This is a genomic window from Lacisediminihabitans sp. FW035, assembly GCF_054880895.1.
Map to the genome: position 1 here is coordinate 3,614,040 of NZ_CM142187.1, position 16,547 is coordinate 3,630,586.

General features: G+C 68.2%; 18 protein-coding genes and 1 pseudogene. 11 read left to right on the forward strand and 8 right to left on the reverse strand.

What is annotated here, in order from left to right; translation table 11 throughout:
* Window positions 1-29: 29 nt before the first annotated feature.
* Together ACVXZ4_RS17275 and ACVXZ4_RS17280 are read right to left on the reverse strand one after the other, a co-directional pair.
* Window positions 30-278 carry a DUF3253 domain-containing protein gene (locus ACVXZ4_RS17275; protein ID WP_461798019.1) on the reverse strand — a complete coding sequence of 83 codons (249 nt, stop codon included), beginning with the start codon at window positions 276-278 and terminating at the stop codon, window positions 30-32.
* A gap of 54 nt (window positions 279-332) precedes the next feature.
* Window positions 333-542: pseudogene (locus ACVXZ4_RS17280) on the reverse strand (hypothetical protein); the annotation flags it as partial.
* Between ACVXZ4_RS17280 and purD the strand changes: the two are divergent.
* The 6 genes from purD (at window position 496) to ACVXZ4_RS17310 (ending at window position 5,288) form a co-directional block, all read left to right on the forward strand.
* Window positions 496-1,746 (forward strand): phosphoribosylamine--glycine ligase, encoded by a 1,251-nt coding sequence (gene purD / locus ACVXZ4_RS17285; protein ID WP_461796016.1) that lies wholly within the window; start codon window positions 496-498, stop codon window positions 1,744-1,746. The pseudogene ACVXZ4_RS17280 and the gene purD overlap by 47 nt on opposite strands.
* Complete coding sequence (locus tag ACVXZ4_RS17290) at window positions 1,743-2,651, forward strand: phosphoribosylaminoimidazolesuccinocarboxamide synthase (RefSeq protein WP_461796017.1); 909 nt, start codon at window positions 1,743-1,745, stop codon at window positions 2,649-2,651. The genes purD and ACVXZ4_RS17290 overlap by 4 nt, the downstream gene beginning before the upstream one ends.
* Complete coding sequence (locus ACVXZ4_RS17295; protein ID WP_461796018.1) at window positions 2,648-3,142, forward strand: GNAT family N-acetyltransferase; 495 nt, start codon at window positions 2,648-2,650, stop codon at window positions 3,140-3,142. The genes ACVXZ4_RS17290 and ACVXZ4_RS17295 overlap by 4 nt, the downstream gene beginning before the upstream one ends.
* The gene (locus tag ACVXZ4_RS17300) at window positions 3,139-3,537 is read left to right on the forward strand and encodes a hypothetical protein (RefSeq protein WP_461796019.1); all 399 of its coding nucleotides are present in this window, start codon (window positions 3,139-3,141) and stop codon (window positions 3,535-3,537) included. The genes ACVXZ4_RS17295 and ACVXZ4_RS17300 overlap by 4 nt, the downstream gene beginning before the upstream one ends.
* A 51-nt stretch (window positions 3,538-3,588) precedes the next feature.
* Window positions 3,589-4,059, forward strand: coding sequence for a DUF1003 domain-containing protein (locus ACVXZ4_RS17305; RefSeq protein ID WP_461796020.1), 471 nt, complete (start codon window positions 3,589-3,591; stop codon window positions 4,057-4,059).
* 359 nt (window positions 4,060-4,418) lie between these two features.
* Window positions 4,419-5,288 carry a VOC family protein gene (locus ACVXZ4_RS17310; RefSeq protein WP_461796021.1) on the forward strand — a complete coding sequence of 290 codons (870 nt, stop codon included), beginning with the start codon at window positions 4,419-4,421 and terminating at the stop codon, window positions 5,286-5,288.
* Window positions 5,289-5,301: 13 nt separating this feature from the next.
* Here the strand turns inward: ACVXZ4_RS17310 and ACVXZ4_RS17315 are convergent, their stop codons facing one another.
* Genes ACVXZ4_RS17315 through ACVXZ4_RS17330 form a run of 4 tightly spaced genes read right to left on the reverse strand, consistent with a single transcriptional unit; the run spans window position 5,302 to window position 8,264 of the window.
* Complete coding sequence (locus ACVXZ4_RS17315; protein ID WP_461796022.1) at window positions 5,302-6,108, reverse strand: anti-sigma factor domain-containing protein; 807 nt, start codon at window positions 6,106-6,108, stop codon at window positions 5,302-5,304.
* Window positions 6,101-6,721, reverse strand: coding sequence for an RNA polymerase sigma factor (locus ACVXZ4_RS17320; RefSeq protein ID WP_461796023.1), 621 nt, complete (start codon window positions 6,719-6,721; stop codon window positions 6,101-6,103). The genes ACVXZ4_RS17315 and ACVXZ4_RS17320 overlap by 8 nt, the downstream gene beginning before the upstream one ends.
* A gap of 30 nt (window positions 6,722-6,751) precedes the next feature.
* The gene (locus ACVXZ4_RS17325) at window positions 6,752-7,411 is read right to left on the reverse strand and encodes a class F sortase (RefSeq protein WP_461796024.1); all 660 of its coding nucleotides are present in this window, start codon (window positions 7,409-7,411) and stop codon (window positions 6,752-6,754) included.
* Between the two features lie 31 nt (window positions 7,412-7,442).
* Complete coding sequence (locus tag ACVXZ4_RS17330) at window positions 7,443-8,264, reverse strand: DUF4397 domain-containing protein (protein WP_461796025.1); 822 nt, start codon at window positions 8,262-8,264, stop codon at window positions 7,443-7,445.
* A gap of 151 nt (window positions 8,265-8,415) precedes the next feature.
* Between ACVXZ4_RS17330 and ACVXZ4_RS17335 the strand changes: the two genes are divergently transcribed.
* Entirely contained in the window at window positions 8,416-9,180 is a 765-nt protein-coding gene (locus ACVXZ4_RS17335; protein WP_461798020.1) for an SGNH/GDSL hydrolase family protein, read from the forward strand.
* Here ACVXZ4_RS17335 and ACVXZ4_RS17340 read toward each other — a convergent pair.
* Window positions 9,166-10,293, reverse strand: a complete 1,128-nt coding sequence (locus ACVXZ4_RS17340; protein ID WP_461796026.1) for an AI-2E family transporter — start codon at window positions 10,291-10,293, stop codon at window positions 9,166-9,168. The genes ACVXZ4_RS17335 and ACVXZ4_RS17340 overlap by 15 nt on opposite strands.
* Before the next feature lie 114 nt (window positions 10,294-10,407).
* On the opposite strand from ACVXZ4_RS17340, the gene purS reads away from it, so the two are divergent.
* Window positions 10,408-10,668, forward strand: coding sequence for a phosphoribosylformylglycinamidine synthase subunit PurS (gene purS / locus ACVXZ4_RS17345; RefSeq protein WP_461796027.1), 261 nt, complete (start codon window positions 10,408-10,410; stop codon window positions 10,666-10,668).
* Complete coding sequence (purQ, locus tag ACVXZ4_RS17350; RefSeq protein ID WP_461796028.1) at window positions 10,665-11,363, forward strand: phosphoribosylformylglycinamidine synthase subunit PurQ; 699 nt, start codon at window positions 10,665-10,667, stop codon at window positions 11,361-11,363. The genes purS and purQ overlap by 4 nt, the downstream gene beginning before the upstream one ends.
* A 30-nt stretch (window positions 11,364-11,393) precedes the next feature.
* On the opposite strand, the gene ACVXZ4_RS17355 is transcribed toward purQ, so the two are convergent.
* Window positions 11,394-12,563, reverse strand: coding sequence for a mechanosensitive ion channel family protein (locus ACVXZ4_RS17355; protein ID WP_461796029.1), 1,170 nt, complete (start codon window positions 12,561-12,563; stop codon window positions 11,394-11,396).
* A gap of 459 nt (window positions 12,564-13,022) precedes the next feature.
* On the opposite strand from ACVXZ4_RS17355, the gene ACVXZ4_RS17360 reads away from it, so the two are divergent.
* Together ACVXZ4_RS17360 and purL are read left to right on the forward strand one after the other, a co-directional pair.
* Window positions 13,023-13,760 (forward strand): hypothetical protein, encoded by a 738-nt coding sequence (locus ACVXZ4_RS17360; RefSeq protein ID WP_461796030.1) that lies wholly within the window; start codon window positions 13,023-13,025, stop codon window positions 13,758-13,760.
* A gap of 282 nt (window positions 13,761-14,042) precedes the next feature.
* Window positions 14,043-16,346, forward strand: coding sequence for a phosphoribosylformylglycinamidine synthase subunit PurL (gene purL, locus ACVXZ4_RS17365; RefSeq protein WP_461796031.1), 2,304 nt, complete (start codon window positions 14,043-14,045; stop codon window positions 16,344-16,346).
* The last annotated feature ends 201 nt before the right edge of the window (window positions 16,347-16,547 follow it).

Below are 16,547 nucleotides of genomic sequence, written 5' to 3' on the forward strand. Positions count from 1 at the left end.
CAGCTTGGCAGGTGCGACCGACCCTTGCGTCACCTCAGGCGCGCCTCGATCGGGCCTTTCGCGGTGGAACCGTCGACGACCCTGCCGCCCTGCAGGATTTCGATCGACCCCGCGTCGACGAGTCGCCTCGCCGCGCGGCGGGCCGGCTCTGCGAGGTCCTCCCAGCGGCCGGCGGCGACTGCGCGGGCAGCGTCGGACACGAGGATCGAGGCTCCGGAGGGGCGTTCGGCAAGCAACGCGAGGATCGCGTCCGCGAGCATCCGGTCGGTCTCGGTCACTCCGCGGCTCCGGCAGGCACCGGAGCAATAACGCACGGTGTGCCAGTCGCGCGCCCACTTCGCCCGCCGCTGAATGCGACGTCCGCACGCGACGCAGACCTTGTCTGGCTGCACCGACGACCCCGCGATTCGCTGACGGTGGGCCATGCCTCCAGTCTGCCGGGCGATGCTGAGCATCGGGCGCATGCCGGCGGCGGCGGGTGGGTACGCTTGCCCAGTGAGAATCCTTGTCCTCGGTTCCGGTGCCCGCGAGCATGCCATCATCACCGCCCTCCTCCGGGAGGCCGTCGATCACGACATCATCGCGGCGCCCGGCAATGCCGGAATCGCTGCGGACGTGCAGGTCATCGCCCTCGACCCCACGAATCCCGCCGTCGTCACCGAGTTCGCGCTCGAGAACGACATCGAACTGGTGATCATCGGCCCAGAGGCGCCGCTCGTGGCCGGAGTCGCCGATCGGCTGCGGCAGCGCGGCATCGCGGTCTTCGGCCCGGGAAGGGCCGCCGCCCAGCTCGAGGGCAGCAAGACCTTCGCCAAGCGGATCATGGATGTCGCAGGGGTGCCGACCGGCCGCGCGACACGCGCCGGCAGCCTCGAAGAGGCGATCGACGCGATCGACGCGCTCGGGGCCCCCTACGTCGTGAAGGCGGACGGCCTCGCCGCCGGCAAGGGCGTGCTCGTGACCACCGACCGGGACGCGGCGGTCGCCCATGCCGAATACTGGATCGGGCAGGGCAGCGTGCTCGTCGAAGAGTTCCTCGACGGCCAGGAGGTCTCGCTCTTCCTGCTCAGCGACGGCCACAACGTGCTGCCACTCGACCCCGCCCAGGATTACAAGCGTCTGTCCGACAATGACGAGGGGCCCAACACGGGTGGGATGGGCGCGTACTCTCCCCTTCCCTGGCTCCCGGACGGATTCGTCGACGAGGTGATCGACACGATCGCGATCCCCACGGTGCGCACCCTGGCCGCCGAGCAGACCCCCTTCATCGGGCTGCTCTACTGCGGTCTCATCCTCACCGCCGACGGCATCCGGGTGATCGAATTCAACGCACGGTTCGGTGACCCCGAGACCCAGGTGGTGCTCCCCCGGCTGGTCACCCCGCTCAGCGGGCTGTTGTTCGCGGCGGCGAGCGGCGAACTCGGCGGGATGCCCCGCCCGGAGTTCTCGGAGGACGTCGCCGTCACCGTCGTGCTCGCGAGCGAGGGATATCCCGAGACCCCGATCACCGGCCGCACCATCACCGGCGTCGATACGGCGCTCGCGATCCACGGTGTGACGATCGCGCATGCCGCGACCGCGCTCTCCGGCGGGGCCCTCGTCGCGACGGGAGGGCGCGTGCTCAGTGTCGTCGCGACCGGCGCCGATTTCGCCGAGGCCCGATCCCGCGCCTATCTCGCGCTCGGCGCGATCGACCTCGAGGGCGGACAGTACCGCACCGACATCGCGCAGCGGGTCGCCGAATGAACGCAATCGACCTGACGGCGGATGGCTGGACCCACGCGTATTCGGGCAAGGTGCGCGACCTGTACATCGAGGCCGGCACCGCCGACCTCGCCACCGCCGACCGCGTGCTCATGGTCGCGAGCGATCGGGTGAGTGCGTTCGACCACGTGCTTGAACCCGGTATCCCGGGCAAGGGTGAGCTGCTCACGACCCTCAGCCTGTGGTGGTTCGACCAGCTCGTCGGCGTGCCGAATCACCTCGTCGCCGACCACGAGCTGCGCGGGGACACCGTGCGCGACCTGATCCCGACCGCCGTGGCCGGGCGCGCAATGCTGGCGCGCACTCTCGACATGTTCCCCATCGAATGCGTGGTGCGCGGATACCTGGTGGGATCCGGCTGGCTCGAATACCAGCAGACCCAGACGGTGTGCGGCATCGCCCTGCCCGCCGGCCTCGCGAACGGAGACCGGCTCCCCGAACCGATCTACACGCCGGCGTGGAAGGCCCCGATGGGCGAGCACGACGAGAACATCCCGTTCGACCGCACCGTGGAACTGGTGGGGCCAGACGTCGCCGAAGCACTCCGCGACCTCAGCCTGACGGTGTTCCGAACGGCATCCGCCATCGCCGAATCCCGAGGCGTGATCCTCGCCGACACCAAGTTCGAGTTCGGCGCCAATCGCGACTCGGGCGTGATCACCCTCGCCGACGAGGTGCTGACCAGCGACAGCTCCCGCTACTGGGATGCCGCAACCTTCTCCGCCGGTGGACCCGACAGGCTCGCGAGCTTCGACAAGCAGATCGTGCGCAACTGGTTGAGCGCCCACTGGGACCAGCACGGCACTCCGCCGTCGCTGCCCCCGCAGATCGTCGAGCAGACCGCCGCCCGTTACCGGGAGTTGATCCAGAGGCTCACCGGATCGTGATCGTGCGCCAGGTCCCGTGGGACGATCCGGACGGGACCGCCCTTCGCGAGGCGCAGCGGATCGAGATCGAAGCGCGCTACGGCACCCCCGATTCCGAGCCCGGTCCGGCGCCGACCGCAGCCGACATCACCGCCTTCTTCGTCGCGTACACCGAGCCGGACCAACCCGTCGGTTGCGGAGGGCTCCGCGAGTTGCCGGGCGGTGAAGCGGAAGTGAAGCGGATGTTCGTCACGGCGTCGAGTCGCGGCACGGGCGCCTCGACCGCCATCCTGCACGAGCTCGAGCGATTCGGACGCGAACGCGGATGGTCGCGCCTGGTGCTCGAGACCGGTGACCGGCAGCCGGACGCCGTGCGGTTCTACGAGCGCGAGGGCTTCACGCGCATCCCGAACTTCGCCTACTATGCCGACTCGGAGCACTCGCTCTGCTACGAGAAGCCGCTATACGCGGTCGATCCGGCCAGCGAGATCGACTGCGAAGGCTGCCAGTGATTCCGGCCGGGTGGGAGCAGCGGCGGCGCGCTGACGGCGAACTGGTCGGGTACCTCGTGAGCGACGGCGACGGTGTCGTTCCGACGAGCCTTGTGGGGCTTCCCCTCGCCGGGCCCGGGGCCCGTGAGGAGGCCGCCGCCCTGCTCGACCGTGCCGGACTGGCTGAGCTGGACCGCAAGTACTACGCCCTCCTGCCGAATCCGGTGCCGGTCGGGGGCGTCGATGTGAATGCGCCCGCCGAAGACTGGGACTGGCGCGTCGTCGTGATCGTGGAGAGCAGTCCGACGCGGGTGTCGATCCGCCCGGCCCTGGCCTACCCGGAAGAGCTGCGGTCGCTCGTGGTGATCGAGCCACCGGTGGGAACCCTGCTTCGACTGCGGCATCCGCAGGACTGAGTCACGGCGCGCATTCGGCGCGGTTCCCCGTGGGTGCCTACAGTCGGAGCCATGACAGTTCACGCGCCGAGTCGCCCCCACATCGTCCCCCGCCGCCTGCTCGCGGACGGCCAGAGTCACCATCCCTCGGTGATGGCGGAGGCGAGACGACGGGCCGGCAGCATCCAGCTGCGGGTCGCCGACGCGATCACCGCCTTCGCCGGCTCGATGCGTTTCGTCTACGTGCACGTTGCGCTGTTCGCCCTCTGGATGCTGTTCTTCGAAAAGAGCCCGTGGCCGACGCTCACGCTGGTGGTGTCGCTCGAGGCGATCTTCCTGTCGACCTTCGTGATGATCGGACAGAACCGGCAGGCCGCCTTCCAGCAGGTGAAGGCCGACCATGACTTCAGCTCCACTGAGCAGGAGCTGCACGACAACACCACGCTCACCCGCCAGATCGCCGACCTCACCGCGAAGATCGAGCAGCTGACCAGCGAGATCCACACGGAGGTGGTGGGGAAGCGCACTGCGCCCTCGGCCTGAACCGGCGCGGGGGGACGCGCATTACCGACCTCGCGGTTGCGACGACGTCCGCCGCCGTTCACGGATCAGGAGTTTCGCGCGACACGCCGTGTCCTCGCGAGGGGACACGCGGGTATTCGCCATGACTCCTGATCCGCGAACGCGGCACGGGGTGAATCGGCGTGGGCCCACGGTCGCCGGGTCTCGACACGGTCGCTGAGCGACCTACTCGACCAGCAGAACACTGTCGCTGAGCGACCTACTCGACCAGCAAAACACGGTCGCTGAGCGACCTACTCGACCAGCGGGACTGGCGAGGGCCCCACAGACCCATGGCACCATTGCGGAATAGTTGTCGCATCAACTAAGTTGTCACTGACATGACTACGACAGATCTCCTCGCCGCCGACACCTCGATGGGCGCTGTGACCCTTCTCGTCGCCGACCTCGACGGGATGACCGCCTACTACCGCGACGCCGTGGCGCTCAGCGTGATCGCCTCGACCACCGACACCATAACCCTCGGTCGCGGAACCACCCCGCTCATCATCCTGCGGGCGGCCCCCGAGCTCGTGCACGCGAACCCGCGCGATGCCGGGCTGTTCCACACGGCCATCCTGTTCGATTCGGAGGCCGCGCTCGCGGCATCCGTCTACTCTGTTGCGTCTAAGGCACCGGGCACCTTCACGGGCAGTTCCGATCACCTGGTGAGCAAGGCCTTCTACTTCACCGACCCGGAAGGTAACGGCGTGGAGCTCTATTGGGACCGGGATCGCGCCGAATGGGGCTGGGTGCACGGGCAGGTCGAGATGTCCACCCTCTTCCTCGACCCCAACGCCTTCCTGCAGGAGCACCTCACCGAGGATGCCGTCGCGGCGCCGAACTTCGGTGACGCCGTGGTCGGCCATGTGCACCTCGCGGTGGGCGACATCGCATCGGCACGCGAGTTCTACGTGAACCGGCTCGGCTTCGAACAGACCATCATGTACGGGGACTCCGCCCTCTTCGTGAGCGCTGGCGGCTATCACCACCACATGGCCATGAACATCTGGAACACCGCGGGGGCCGGCCGCCGTGGCCGCACCCTCGGGCTCGGGCAGGTCGACATCGTCGTGCCCGGCACGGACGACCTCGGATCCCTCGGCGAACGGATGTCGCACCACGGCATCGAGACCCGTGACGACGGGCAGACCCTCAGCTTCGACGACCCCTGGTCGAACCAGATCCGGGTGACGGCCGCCCGCCAATAGACGGCGAGAGCGGCTACAGCGTGCCGCGCACGATCGAATCGCCGGAGTGCGCCGGGTTGCCGTCGGGCTTCTCGCTCGACACATCCACGATCGGATAGTCAGCGAGATTCACGTCGCTCGGAATCGTGAACCTTCCTTCCGTGCCCGCGAGGACGCCGATGCTGATGAGCTTGGTGAGGTCGGTCGAGATGAGCCAGACCTCCCGGTAGCCCGGAGCGTTGCGCGCCTCCGACATTGTCACGACGACCTGCCGCTCGGAGCCCGTCTTCTCGATCACCGCCTCCCCGGAGGATCCGGTCCAGTCGGGCAGGGCCTTCAGACGCGCCTCGGCGAGGATGGTCGGTGTTGGCGCAACGGTCTTGGGCGTGAGCACCGTTGCTGCAACGAAGATCGCCCCGGCAGCGACGACGATCGCGAGCGCCCCCGAGAGGATCGGTACGGCCAGCCGACGGCGTCGGCGATGAGCTCGGCTGCCGCGCGCAGACGACCGCGACGCGACCGGGAGTGCGACGGATGCGATCTCGGGGTCTGCGGTCGACGCGGTCTCGAATGGTGCCGGCATGACATCGGTCGCGAGACCGAGGGTGCGGCTGATCGACCCCCAGACCGCGGGCCCGGGAGCATCGAGCGGATGCTCGAGAGGCGAGCCGGACCGGGCGAGTGTCGCCACCCGAACCAGGCTGTTGAGTTCGTCGAGGCATGCAGGGCACCCCTGCACATGGACCTCGTCGGCGAGCGGGATGTCCGGCTCCCCCATGGCCATCATGGCCAGGATGTCGGGGTCGCTGTGTCCGGCATCCGAACCGGTAGTTTCACTCATCGTCGCTCACCTCCAATCTGGTTCGTAGCCGATCGAGACTTCGGCGGATATGACTTTTCACAGTGCCGAGCGGAAGGCCGAGAAACTCCGCGATCTGCGTGTGCGTGAGCCGATCGTAGAACGCAAGCCTCATGATCTGCCGGGGGGTCTCGGGCAGGTCGGCGAGGGCGTCGGCGACGACGAGCCGCTCCGCAATGTCATCGGGCCAGTCCGTCACCTCCCGGTCGAGGCTCTGGATGAGGGCCTCACGATCCCGGCGATCGCGCGCCCGCCGCTCATGCGCATCCGCGATGGTGTTTTTCGTGATGCCTACCAGCCAGGCCGATAGCCGCGCGCGGTCGGGATCGAAGGTGGCCCGTCCGAGCCAGGCGGCGACGAACACCCGTTGGGTCACGTCTTCGGCGTCCGCGACGTTGCCGAGCGACCGCATCGACATTCCGTAGACCAACCGTGCCCAGCGCTCGTACACCGTGGCGAGGGCACGCTCATCACCGGCCTGGAAGCTCGCAACGAGAGAAGACTCGTCGTGATTCTGGAGCAGGTCAGACACGGGAATCCTGACGGCGATCGACGGGGAGCGGTCACCCGGGGAGGCGGCCGTCTTTTCGCTCACGTTAGTCGCACCTTCCCCGTTGGTGAAGCGTCAGTTGCCGGCGGTCGCCGCGGCGACCGGGGTCGCAGTGACAATGACGTTGTCCAGGTAGTGGCCGGTCTTCGCATTGAAGACTCCGCCGCAGGTCACGAGGGTCAGGCGTGGCGTACCGGTCGTCTCGAAAACGTCCGCCATCGGGGCGTCTATCTTGCCCACCTGACGAAGCTCGCTCACCGTGTAGGACACCGTCGATCCGTCCGCTCCGTAGAGGGTGATCGTGTCTCCGGCGGCCGCGTTCTTGAGCCGACTGAACGGGCCGATGCCGTCGTGCCAGGAGTCGATGTGGGCCGCGATCACGGTGGCGCCCTCCCGGGCACCGAGCCCGGGGCTGTAGCGGTACCAGCCGGCCTCGGCGGCATTGGCCGGAAGGGCCATCGCGCCCTTTGCGTCGAGCCCCTCTGCGGTCACCCTCATGTCGATGCCGAGGCGATCGAACCGGATGCGCACCGGGGCGACGACCGTCGCCACCGGGAGACTGCCGAGCGAGGCATCCACGGTCGGGATGTCTGGAGCCGTCGGTCGCGGCGTCGGTGTCGGTGTCGAAGACACAGTCGGCCGCGCCGCCGGTGGAGGAGCCGCCGTGCAGCCCGCGAGAACGGGAAGGACCAGGCTCAGCGCCAGTACGGCGCCGAGCCCGACCCTTCCCGTCATTCTCACTCCCGGTTCCCTGAGGTCGACGCGCCTAGGCGCGCGACCCGGCCTTCCGGCGAGCGGATACCAGCACAGCGGCGGCGGCGAGGAGCAACCCGAATGCTCCGAGGCCTACCGTCGACAGGGTCTGTGCCGATTCGGCGCGTGCTGCCGCGCCGGTCTGTCCGGCGGGAACTCCCGCCGGCGGGGTGTGCAGGCCGGTGATGGTCTGCACTGCGAGAGCCAGCGTGCTGTTCGCCGCGCTGCCGTAGGCGTAGACGATGGTGTTCACGCCCTCCTGGATGGCGACGTCCGCCGGTCCGATCAGCACCGGGGTGGTCGTGCCCGCCGCGACGACGGATGCCGAGACGGTGACCGGCGCGAGATTCAGGATCTGCTCGTTGGGGTTGGTGAGGCCGCTCACGACCGGGGCTCCGCCGGCGAGCACGTCGACCGCCGGGGCAGCGGCTACGTGCCTGACCGTCAAACGGCCCTGCCCGGCGGCGGTCTTCGAGATGTCATTGGTGAAGAGCGTCGCAGTGGGGGTGCCGGCCGGGGTGAGGTGGGCGACCGCCGTGTAGTTGCCACCGTCGGCGAGGGGGAGGTCGACCGGGCCGATCACCACGGAGTCGGTCGCGGAGGTGGCGGTCGACGAGGTGATGGCCACCGAGTAGGTGCCCGGAGCGAGGCTGAGCGGGCCGGCGAGCGTACCCGGCGTGAAGTCGTCCAGGGTGAGGGCGCCATTCACCCAGACATCCACAGTCACCCCCGGAACGCCATGCAAAACCGAGAGCTGGGCGTTGGTCGCCGCCGAAGCCGGCAGCGGCGCCGCGAGAGCGGCGAGAAGGAATGCACCGGCAACAGTGCCGGCCATGATTCGAGTTTTCACGGTTTACTCCAGTTCGGGAACATGCTGGTCATGCTCTTATGGGGTACTACCGGCCCAACAGTCCGATCGGATGCACCCGGGAGCGGTCTTTTTCTGGCAATCCGCCCCGCGCAAGCGGCCTAACATCGGTGGAGTGATGAATTTCCGCCCGAACCTCCTGAGCCGGGCCGCCGCCATCCCCCTCGCGCCCGTGCTGCTCGTGCAGGCGAGGAAGGCCCGCGCGAGCATCCCGAGACTCCCGGATGCCGCGCTTCCGTGGACCGGATCGCTGCCGGGCGCCGACCTGATCCGACTCCTCGTTCTCGGCGATTCGACGGCGGCCGGAGTCGGCGCCGACAGCCAGAACGAGGCCCTCCCGGGCAGTCTCGCCCACGAGTTCGGCGACCGGTTCGACCGCGGAACCAGCTGGACGGCCATCGGCGAGAACGGCGCGACCTCGCGGGACATTCTCGAGCGATTCATCGACGAAGCCACCGCGGAGCGGTATGACGTGGTCTTCCTCACCATCGGAGCCAACGACGCACTCGGGTTGAGGTCGCGCCGCGCTTTCGCCGCGGACGTCCGCGAGATCGTGCGGCGGCTTCGCGCGGTGAATCCGGATGCCCTGCTCCTGGTCTCGCTGATGCCCCGCTTCGACCGCTTCCGCAGCCTGCAGAGCCCCCTGCGCTGGAACCTCGCGCTGCATGCGGCCAGCCTGGATGACGCGGCGCGCGCCGCGGTCCGCGGACTCGACCGGGTGTTCGCGCTGCCGAAGCCCCCGCCGTACACCCCCACGTTCTGGGCGACGGATCTCTTCCACCCCGGCCCCTCCGGCTACCGGGAATGGGCGGAATTCGTGCTCGATTCCGTGCCGCTCAGCCTGCTCGCGCCGCTGCGGCGGAGTCACTCACGCCGACGCTGATCTTCGCTTCCCGGTGTCGACACCGGGCTCCGGCACGATCGGATCGTTCCAGCGCTTGATGATCGCCCACGCTACCGCGGCCGCGGGCACCGAGATCAGGGTGCCGAAGATTCCGCCGAGAATGGTGCCGGCGGTGAGCGCCAGCAGCACGACCAGGCCATGCAACTTGAGCGATTTTCCCATCACGAACGGGGAGAGGAAGTTGCCTTCGATCTGCTGCACCGCGATCACGACGATCGCGACCACGATAGCGGCGGTGAGACCGTTCGTCACGAGGGTGACGAGGGCGGCGATGATGCCCGTGGCCGTCGCACCGACAAGCGGGATGAACGCACCGATGAACACGAGGATCGCCAGCGGGATCGCCAATGGCACCCGCAGGATCAGCATGGCGACCCCGATGAACACAGAGTCGACGAGCGCGATGATCGCTGTTCCCCGCACATAGCCCCCGAGGGTCTCGACCGCGCTGTCCCCGGCCCGGCGCAGCTTGGCATGCATCACGGGCTGGAACGGCGTGATGAGGAAGGCCCAGATCATCGGCCCATCCTTCATGAAATAGAAGAGCACGATCACGGTGAGCACGGCGCCGGTGACGAGCTCGGCCGCGGTCGACACCCCCGCGAGCGCACCGGACCCGAACTGCGCACTCGTGACGAAATCGACCAGGGTCTTCTGCACATCGCTGATCTGCTTCGCGTCGATGTTGAGGGGTCCGTTCTGCACGAAATCGGCGACGGTGTTGATGCCGGAGCTCACCGACTTCTGCAGCGTGGAGAACTGCGACTGCACCTGGAAAACCGCGATCGTGATCACTCCACCGAACACGATCACGCCGGCAAGCAGCGAGATTATCGCCGCCAGCACCCGAGGCATGTGCTTCTCGAGAAGACGAACCACCGGACGGAACGCGGATGCCACGATCAGGGCGAGAAGCACCGGCACCACCACGAGCTGCAGCTGGGTCGCCGCGTAGACGATGACCACCACGATCGACAGCACGAGCAGCGCCTGGCCACAACGCTGGGCGACGCGCCCGAAGGTGTCGCTCCAGACCGCTGACGAGGTGCGCAGGTTGGGCACGGGCACGGTGAGGGGCTTCCTGGTGAACATGGATCGAGCGTACCGATGGCCTGCCGATCGGGCGTGGGGCTTGCGCGGAGGGTCCGATCCGTGCATCCCGTAGACTGACGGCATCCACCCACAGGCGAACTCTTGGAGTGATTCGTGCCCGTAATCGTCGTCGAGGTCATGCCGAAGCCCGAGCTTCTCGACCCCCAGGGCAAGGCCGTCGCCGGAGCCCTCCATCGCCTCGGCAAATCCGACATCACCGGCGTGCGCATCGGCAAGCGCTTCGAAGTGACGGTGGACGAGGTCACGGATGCCGTGCTCGCCGAGATCACCCAGCTCGCGGAAGACATGTTCTCCAACTCCGTGATCGAAGACGTGGTGTCGATCACTGTGCCCTCCCCCTCCGTCGCCTCATGACTTCCATCGGCGTCATCACCTTCCCCGGATCGCTCGACGACCGGGATGCCCAGCGTGCGGTTCGGTTGGCCGGCGCGACCCCGGTGGCGCTCTGGCACGGCTCGCACTCGCTCGAGGGCGTCGACGCGATCGTGCTTCCCGGCGGATTCAGCTACGGCGACTACCTGCGCTGCGGCGCCATCGCCTCCCTCTCCCCGATCATGGCCGAGGTCATCGATGCGGCCGAGAAGGGGATGCCGGTGCTCGGCATCTGCAACGGGTTCCAGATGCTCACCGAGGCGCACCTGCTCGAGGGCGGTCTCATCCGCAATGACCACGGGAGCTTCATCTGCCGTGACCAGAAGCTCCGAGTCGAGAACGACTCGACGGCGTGGACCAACGAGTTCACCGCCGGCACCGAGATCACGATCCCGCTGAAGAACGGGGAGGGGGGATTCATCGCGGACGCCGAGACGATCGCTCGCCTCGAGGGAGAGGGTCGCGTGGTCTTCCGCTACGTGGACGTGAACCCCAACGGCTCGATCAACGACATCGCCGGCATCTCGAATGCCCGCGGCAACGTCGTGGGCCTCATGCCACATCCGGAGCACGCCACCGAGGAAGGTTTCGGCCCGGACACCGCCCTTGCGATGCGCAACGGCACCGACGGCCTGACGGTCTTCACGAGCGCGATCGCGGCACTCATCTCCGCCTGAGGTCCGTCCGCCGTCACCTGGCCGGTCGCTTCACTCCCGCTCAGTGCGATCAGCGCCGACGATCGGCAGGGTGCCGGTGAACTGGCTGGCGCGCTCTTCGGCTTCCGGGGTCCCCGTGAAGAGACCGATCTGTCCGGTGGAGACCGGCACCGAAGCGGGGCGCGCCGCGGGGTCGACCGATTGGATCCGCGTGCGGGGCAGCGCCGCAGCATCCGTCTCGTACAACCACTGCACCAGCTGTTCGCGCACGTGGCAGCGGAGGTCGAACAGCGTTGGCGCATCGACCGCCGTCACGAGCACGCGGATGCGCACGAAACCGGCGACGGCATCCGTCACCTGGAGCACGCCGGTGCGGCCATCCCAGAGCGGGGTCTCGGCGAGGATCTCCTCGAGCCGCTCCCGCATCTGCGCGGGGCTCGCCTGCCAGTCGAGGTCGAACTCCACCGAGCCGAGGAGCTCGCTGGAGTGCCGGGTCCAGTTCTCGAACGGGGTGTTGGTGAAGTAGGTGGAGGGAAGCACAAGGCGCCGATCGTCCCAGATGTGCACGACGACATAGGTGAGCGTGATCTCCTCGATCCGGCCCCACTGGCCCTCGGCTATCACCACGTCGTCGACCCGGATGGCGTCGCTGAAGGCGAGCTGGATGCCCGCGAACACGTTGGCAAGCGTCGACTGCGCGGCGAGGCCGGCGACGATCGACACCACTCCCGCCGACGCGAGCACGCTCGCGCCCACCGCCTGTACTCCCGGAAAGGTGAGCAGGATCGATGCGACCCCCACGATCACCATCACCACGCTTGCGAGCCGGCGCACGATCGCGATCTGCGTCTGGGCGCGACGGGCGCGCTTGTTGTCCGCGACATCCGTGCGGTAGCGGCCGGTCGCGAGCCCCAGCCCGAAACTGACGAGTGCTGCGGCCAGCCAGGTGCCGGCGGCGATGGTGGCGATCAGGAATCCGTGGTCGACGGTGGTGAGGGGTGCCGCGGCCGGCAGGGTGAGGTGGACCGCGATCCAGGTGGCGACCACGAGGAGGAAGACGCGATAGGGCAGCCGTGCCCGCAGGATGAGCGCCCGAGCCCAACTCTCCCGGCGGGCGGTGAGCCGGGCGGCCACCGAGGTGATCACCACGACCACGAGCACTGCGGCGAGCGCGATGAGCACGGCGACGCCGAGCCCGATCCAGGATTTCCAGTCCGTCATGTCGCCTACGGTAGGCGGATTCCGGCGCGCTGCACAGGCGCCGCACCGCCCGGAATCACCCGCGTCAGTGTGCTGCCGGGCTGAGCGGTGCGCACCAATCTGTCGTCGAGATGCCACTTTCGGTAGTGAATCCCTGATTTTCTTACCGAAAGTGGCATCTCGGTGGGCGCTACTGCCGGGCCTCGGGGAATGGCGGGGAACGTCTGTGGATGGATCGAACGGGATCGGGCACGCTTCGGCCACCCTGGGCGGATGTCTCCCCGACGAGTCCCTCTGCCGCAGGCCCTTGCTCGTGCCCCGTTCTCGCTGACCCAAGCGCGGGAGCTTGGCATCGGGGCGGAGAGTCTTCGGGGAGCGGACCTCAGCCGCCCTCATGTGGGCGTGCGGGCGTCCCGAGACGTCGTTGGCGAGCCAGGCCAGGATGACATCGTTCGTCGATGCGCCGACTACGCGCCAGTGATGACGCGCCAGCAGTTCTTCAGCCACATCACCGCAGCGCGCCTGTGGGGATGCCCGTTGCCGGCCGATCCGAGCGAGCTGCTGCACGTCTCTGCGGTTCTGCCACAGCGTGCACCCCGACGCCCAGGAGTCACCGGGCATCATGCCGCCGCCGGAACTCGAGTGGCGCTACGGGCGGGATTCGCGACATCCGATCCCGTCGCGATCTGGCTCTCGCTCGGCGCTCTCCTCAGCCTCGACGAGCTCGTGGTCGCGGCCGACCACCTCGTGTTGGAGCCGTACCGGTTGGATCCGCTCGACATCCGGCCCTACACGTCGATCGGGGAGCTGCGCGCGGGCCTGCGCGACTTCCACGGGCGGGGCGCTCGGCGTGCCGGCCGTGCCCTCGACCTGGCACGCCCGGGCGCGGAGTCTCGCCCGGAGACGCTGCTGCGCCTGCTGCTTCAGCGCTCCGGACTTCCGGAGCCGGCCACCAATCTCGATGTCTGGGCTGATTCGAAGCGCTGGCTCGGTCGGGCCGATCTGGTCTATTCCGCGTTCCGCACTGTGGTGGAGTACGACGGGGACCAGCACCGCACGAGCAAGAGGCAGTACGAGAAGGACATCGTGCGCTGGGAGCGCTTCGTCGATGCCGGCTGGCGAGTCGTGAAGGTGCGGTCGGGCGGGCTGTTTCTGACTCCGGATGCCACGGTGCAGCGAGTGCGCAGCGCACTTGTCGCCGGTGGCTGGCGCCCCTGACACCCCGCCCGTACCTGTGCACACTCTCGGGCGAGCCCTCCCTGCCGCGCCCCTCGCCCTCCCTGCCGCGTCGCTCGCCCTCCCTGCCGCTCTCCTCGCCCTCCCTGCCGCGTCGAGATGCCACTTTCGGTATCGAAATCGCCCGGGAGCAACAGACAACGGCATTTCGAGAGACAGAAGCGGGCACAGGGAGCGTCCCGCGGCATGAGCCGAACCCGCACCCGCGCAGCCGGATAGAATTAGGACTTCCGGCACGCCCTCGATCCAGGAGTTCCAGCGCCCGTGAGCACCCCCACAGTTTCAGTCGCCGACACCGTCTCCAACGCCGCAGCTACCCCCGACCGGGAGCAGCCCTACGCGGCACTCGGGCTCAAGGCCGAGGAGTACGCGTCGATCCGCGAGATTCTCGGGAGGCGCCCCACGAGCGGCGAGCTCGCCATGTACTCGGTCATGTGGAGCGAGCACTGCTCCTACAAGTCCTCGAAGATGTACCTGCGCCAGTTCGGCGACAAGACGACACCGAAGATGCGCGAGAACCTCATGGTGGGCATGGGCGAGAACGCCGGCGTCGTGGATGTCGGGCAGGGCTGGGCCGTGACCTTCAAGATCGAGAGCCACAACCATCCCTCCTACATCGAGCCGTTCCAGGGCGCTGCCACCGGTGTCGGTGGAATCGTGCGCGACATCATCTCGATGGGCGCTCGCCCGGTCGCAGTGATGGATGCCCTGCGTTTCGGTGCGATCGACGACCCCGACACCGCGCGGGTGGTGCACGGCGTCGTCGCCGGGATCAGCTTCTACGGCAACTGCCTCGGACTACCGAACATCGGTGGGGAGACCTGGTTCGACTCCGTCTACCAGGCCAATCCGCTCGTGAACGCCCTGGCCGTGGGGGTTCTGCGCCACGAAGACCTTCACCTCGCGAATGCACGGGGCGTCGGCAACAAGGTCGTACTGTTCGGGGCCCGCACCGGCGGAGACGGCATCGGCGGGGCATCCATCCTCGCCTCCGACAGCTTCAGCGCCGGCGGCCCGACCAAGCGCCCGGCCGTGCAGGTGGGAGACCCCTTCGCCGAGAAGGTGCTCATCGAATGCTGCCTCGAGCTGTTCCAGCAGGATCTGGTGGAGGGCATCCAGGACCTCGGGGCGGCCGGCATCAGCTGCGCGACCAGCGAGCTCGCCTCGAACGGCGACGGCGGCATGTTCATCGAGCTCGAGAAGGTGCTGCTTCGCGACCCGACGCTCACGGCCGAGGAGATCCTCATGTCGGAGTCGCAGGAGCGCATGATGGCGATCGTGACGCCCGAGAAGTTGGAAGGATTTTTGGCAGTCACCGCGAAATGGGATGTCGAGACCTCTGTGCTCGGCGAGGTGACCGACACCGGCCGCCTCATCATCAACTGGCACGGCGAAGAGATCGTCAATGTGCTGCCACGCACGGTCGCGGTCGACGGTCCGGTGTACGAGCGCCCCGTCGCCTATCCCACCTGGATCGACGCCCTCCAGGCCGATTCCGCGTCGTCACTCCCCCGCGCGACCACGCCGGAGGAGCTGCGAGAGCAGGCCGTCGCACTTCTCGGCAGCGGCAACCTCGCCTCCAAGGACTGGATCACCAACCAGTACGACCGCTACGTCATGGGCAACACGGCCCTCTCGTTCCCGGACGACGGCGGCATGGTGCGGGTGGACGAGGAGTCCGGCCTCGGATTCGCCGTCGCGACGGACGCCAACGGGCGCTACGCCTACCTCGACCCCTACCAGGGCGCCCAGCTCGCTCTCGCCGAGGCCTTCCGCAACGTGGCTGTCACCGGCGCGACTCCCGTCGCCGTCTCGGACTGCCTCAACTTCGGTTCCCCAGAGAACCCCGAAGTCATGTGGCAGTTCTCGAAGGCCGTCGAGGGACTGGCCGACGGATGCCTCGAGCTCGAGATCCCCGTCACCGGCGGCAACGTTTCGTTCTACAACCAGACGGGCGACGTGCCGATCCACCCGACCCCGGTCGTCGCAGTGCTCGGCGTGATCGAAGACGTGGCCGATCGCATCCCGAGCGGCTGGCAGGACGAGGGCAACAACATCTACCTGCTCGGCACGACGCGCGACGAGCTCGACGGATCGGCCTGGGCGGGAGTCATCCACTCCCATCTCGGTGGTCACCCGCCGATCGTCGACTTCGCGGCAGAGCAGGCGCTTGCCGGGCTCATCAAATCGGGCTCGGAGCAGAACATCATCGCTTCCGCCCACGACCTCTCCGACGGGGGCCTCATCCAGGCCGTCTCGGAGTCCGTGCTGCGCTTCGGCGTCGGTGCGCGGCTGTGGATCACCGAGCTGATGGAACGGGACGGCGTGGACGCGACGGCGGCCTTCTTCAGCGAGTCGGGAGCGCGAGCGATCGTCTCCGTGCCCCGCGAGGACGACGTGCGCTTCATCGGCCTGTGCGAGGGACGCGGCGTGCCGGCCCTGCGCGTCGGAGTCACGGATGGCACGGCTCTCGAGGTACAAGACCAGTTCGCCCTCAGCCTCGAGGAGCTTCGCGCCACCCATCGCGGCACACTCGCCGAGCACTTCGGGCCGGTCGTCGGGTACTGACGGGGATCATCCCTGTCGACCACACCACGCCGAGCCGTCGCTAACCGCTGGCAGCCCTCGGCCATGCGACGGTTCGTGCCGGGTCGGTGCCTTCCGGGGAGCGCCCGTCGGCCCGGAGCTCCGCCGACCCGGAGCTCCGCCGACCCGGCACAAATCGTCGGGAGCCAATACCCTCGGGACCGTTTGCGACGGGTGGCCGCC

What these genes read in the sequence shown, in the direction of transcription:
- ACVXZ4_RS17290 (WP_461796017.1), top strand. Translation starts at nt 1,743, where the DNA reads ATGAACGCAATCGACCTGACGGCGGATGGCTGGACCCACGCGTATTCG.
- ACVXZ4_RS17305 (WP_461796020.1), top strand. Translation starts at nt 3,589, where the DNA reads ATGACAGTTCACGCGCCGAGTCGCCCCCACATCGTCCCCCGCCGCCTG.
- ACVXZ4_RS17310 (WP_461796021.1), top strand. Translation starts at nt 4,419, where the DNA reads ATGACTACGACAGATCTCCTCGCCGCCGACACCTCGATGGGCGCTGTG.
- ACVXZ4_RS17315 (WP_461796022.1), bottom strand. Translation starts at nt 6,108, where the DNA reads ATGAGTGAAACTACCGGTTCGGATGCCGGACACAGCGACCCCGACATC.
- ACVXZ4_RS17325 (WP_461796024.1), bottom strand. Translation starts at nt 7,411, where the DNA reads ATGACGGGAAGGGTCGGGCTCGGCGCCGTACTGGCGCTGAGCCTGGTC.
- ACVXZ4_RS17330 (WP_461796025.1), bottom strand. Translation starts at nt 8,264, where the DNA reads ATGGCCGGCACTGTTGCCGGTGCATTCCTTCTCGCCGCTCTCGCGGCG.
- ACVXZ4_RS17335 (WP_461798020.1), top strand. Translation starts at nt 8,416, where the DNA reads ATGAATTTCCGCCCGAACCTCCTGAGCCGGGCCGCCGCCATCCCCCTC.
- ACVXZ4_RS17340 (WP_461796026.1), bottom strand. Translation starts at nt 10,293, where the DNA reads ATGTTCACCAGGAAGCCCCTCACCGTGCCCGTGCCCAACCTGCGCACC.
- purQ (WP_461796028.1), top strand. Translation starts at nt 10,665, where the DNA reads ATGACTTCCATCGGCGTCATCACCTTCCCCGGATCGCTCGACGACCGG.
- ACVXZ4_RS17355 (WP_461796029.1), bottom strand. Translation starts at nt 12,563, where the DNA reads ATGACGGACTGGAAATCCTGGATCGGGCTCGGCGTCGCCGTGCTCATC.
- ACVXZ4_RS17360 (WP_461796030.1), top strand. Translation starts at nt 13,023, where the DNA reads ATGACGCGCCAGCAGTTCTTCAGCCACATCACCGCAGCGCGCCTGTGG.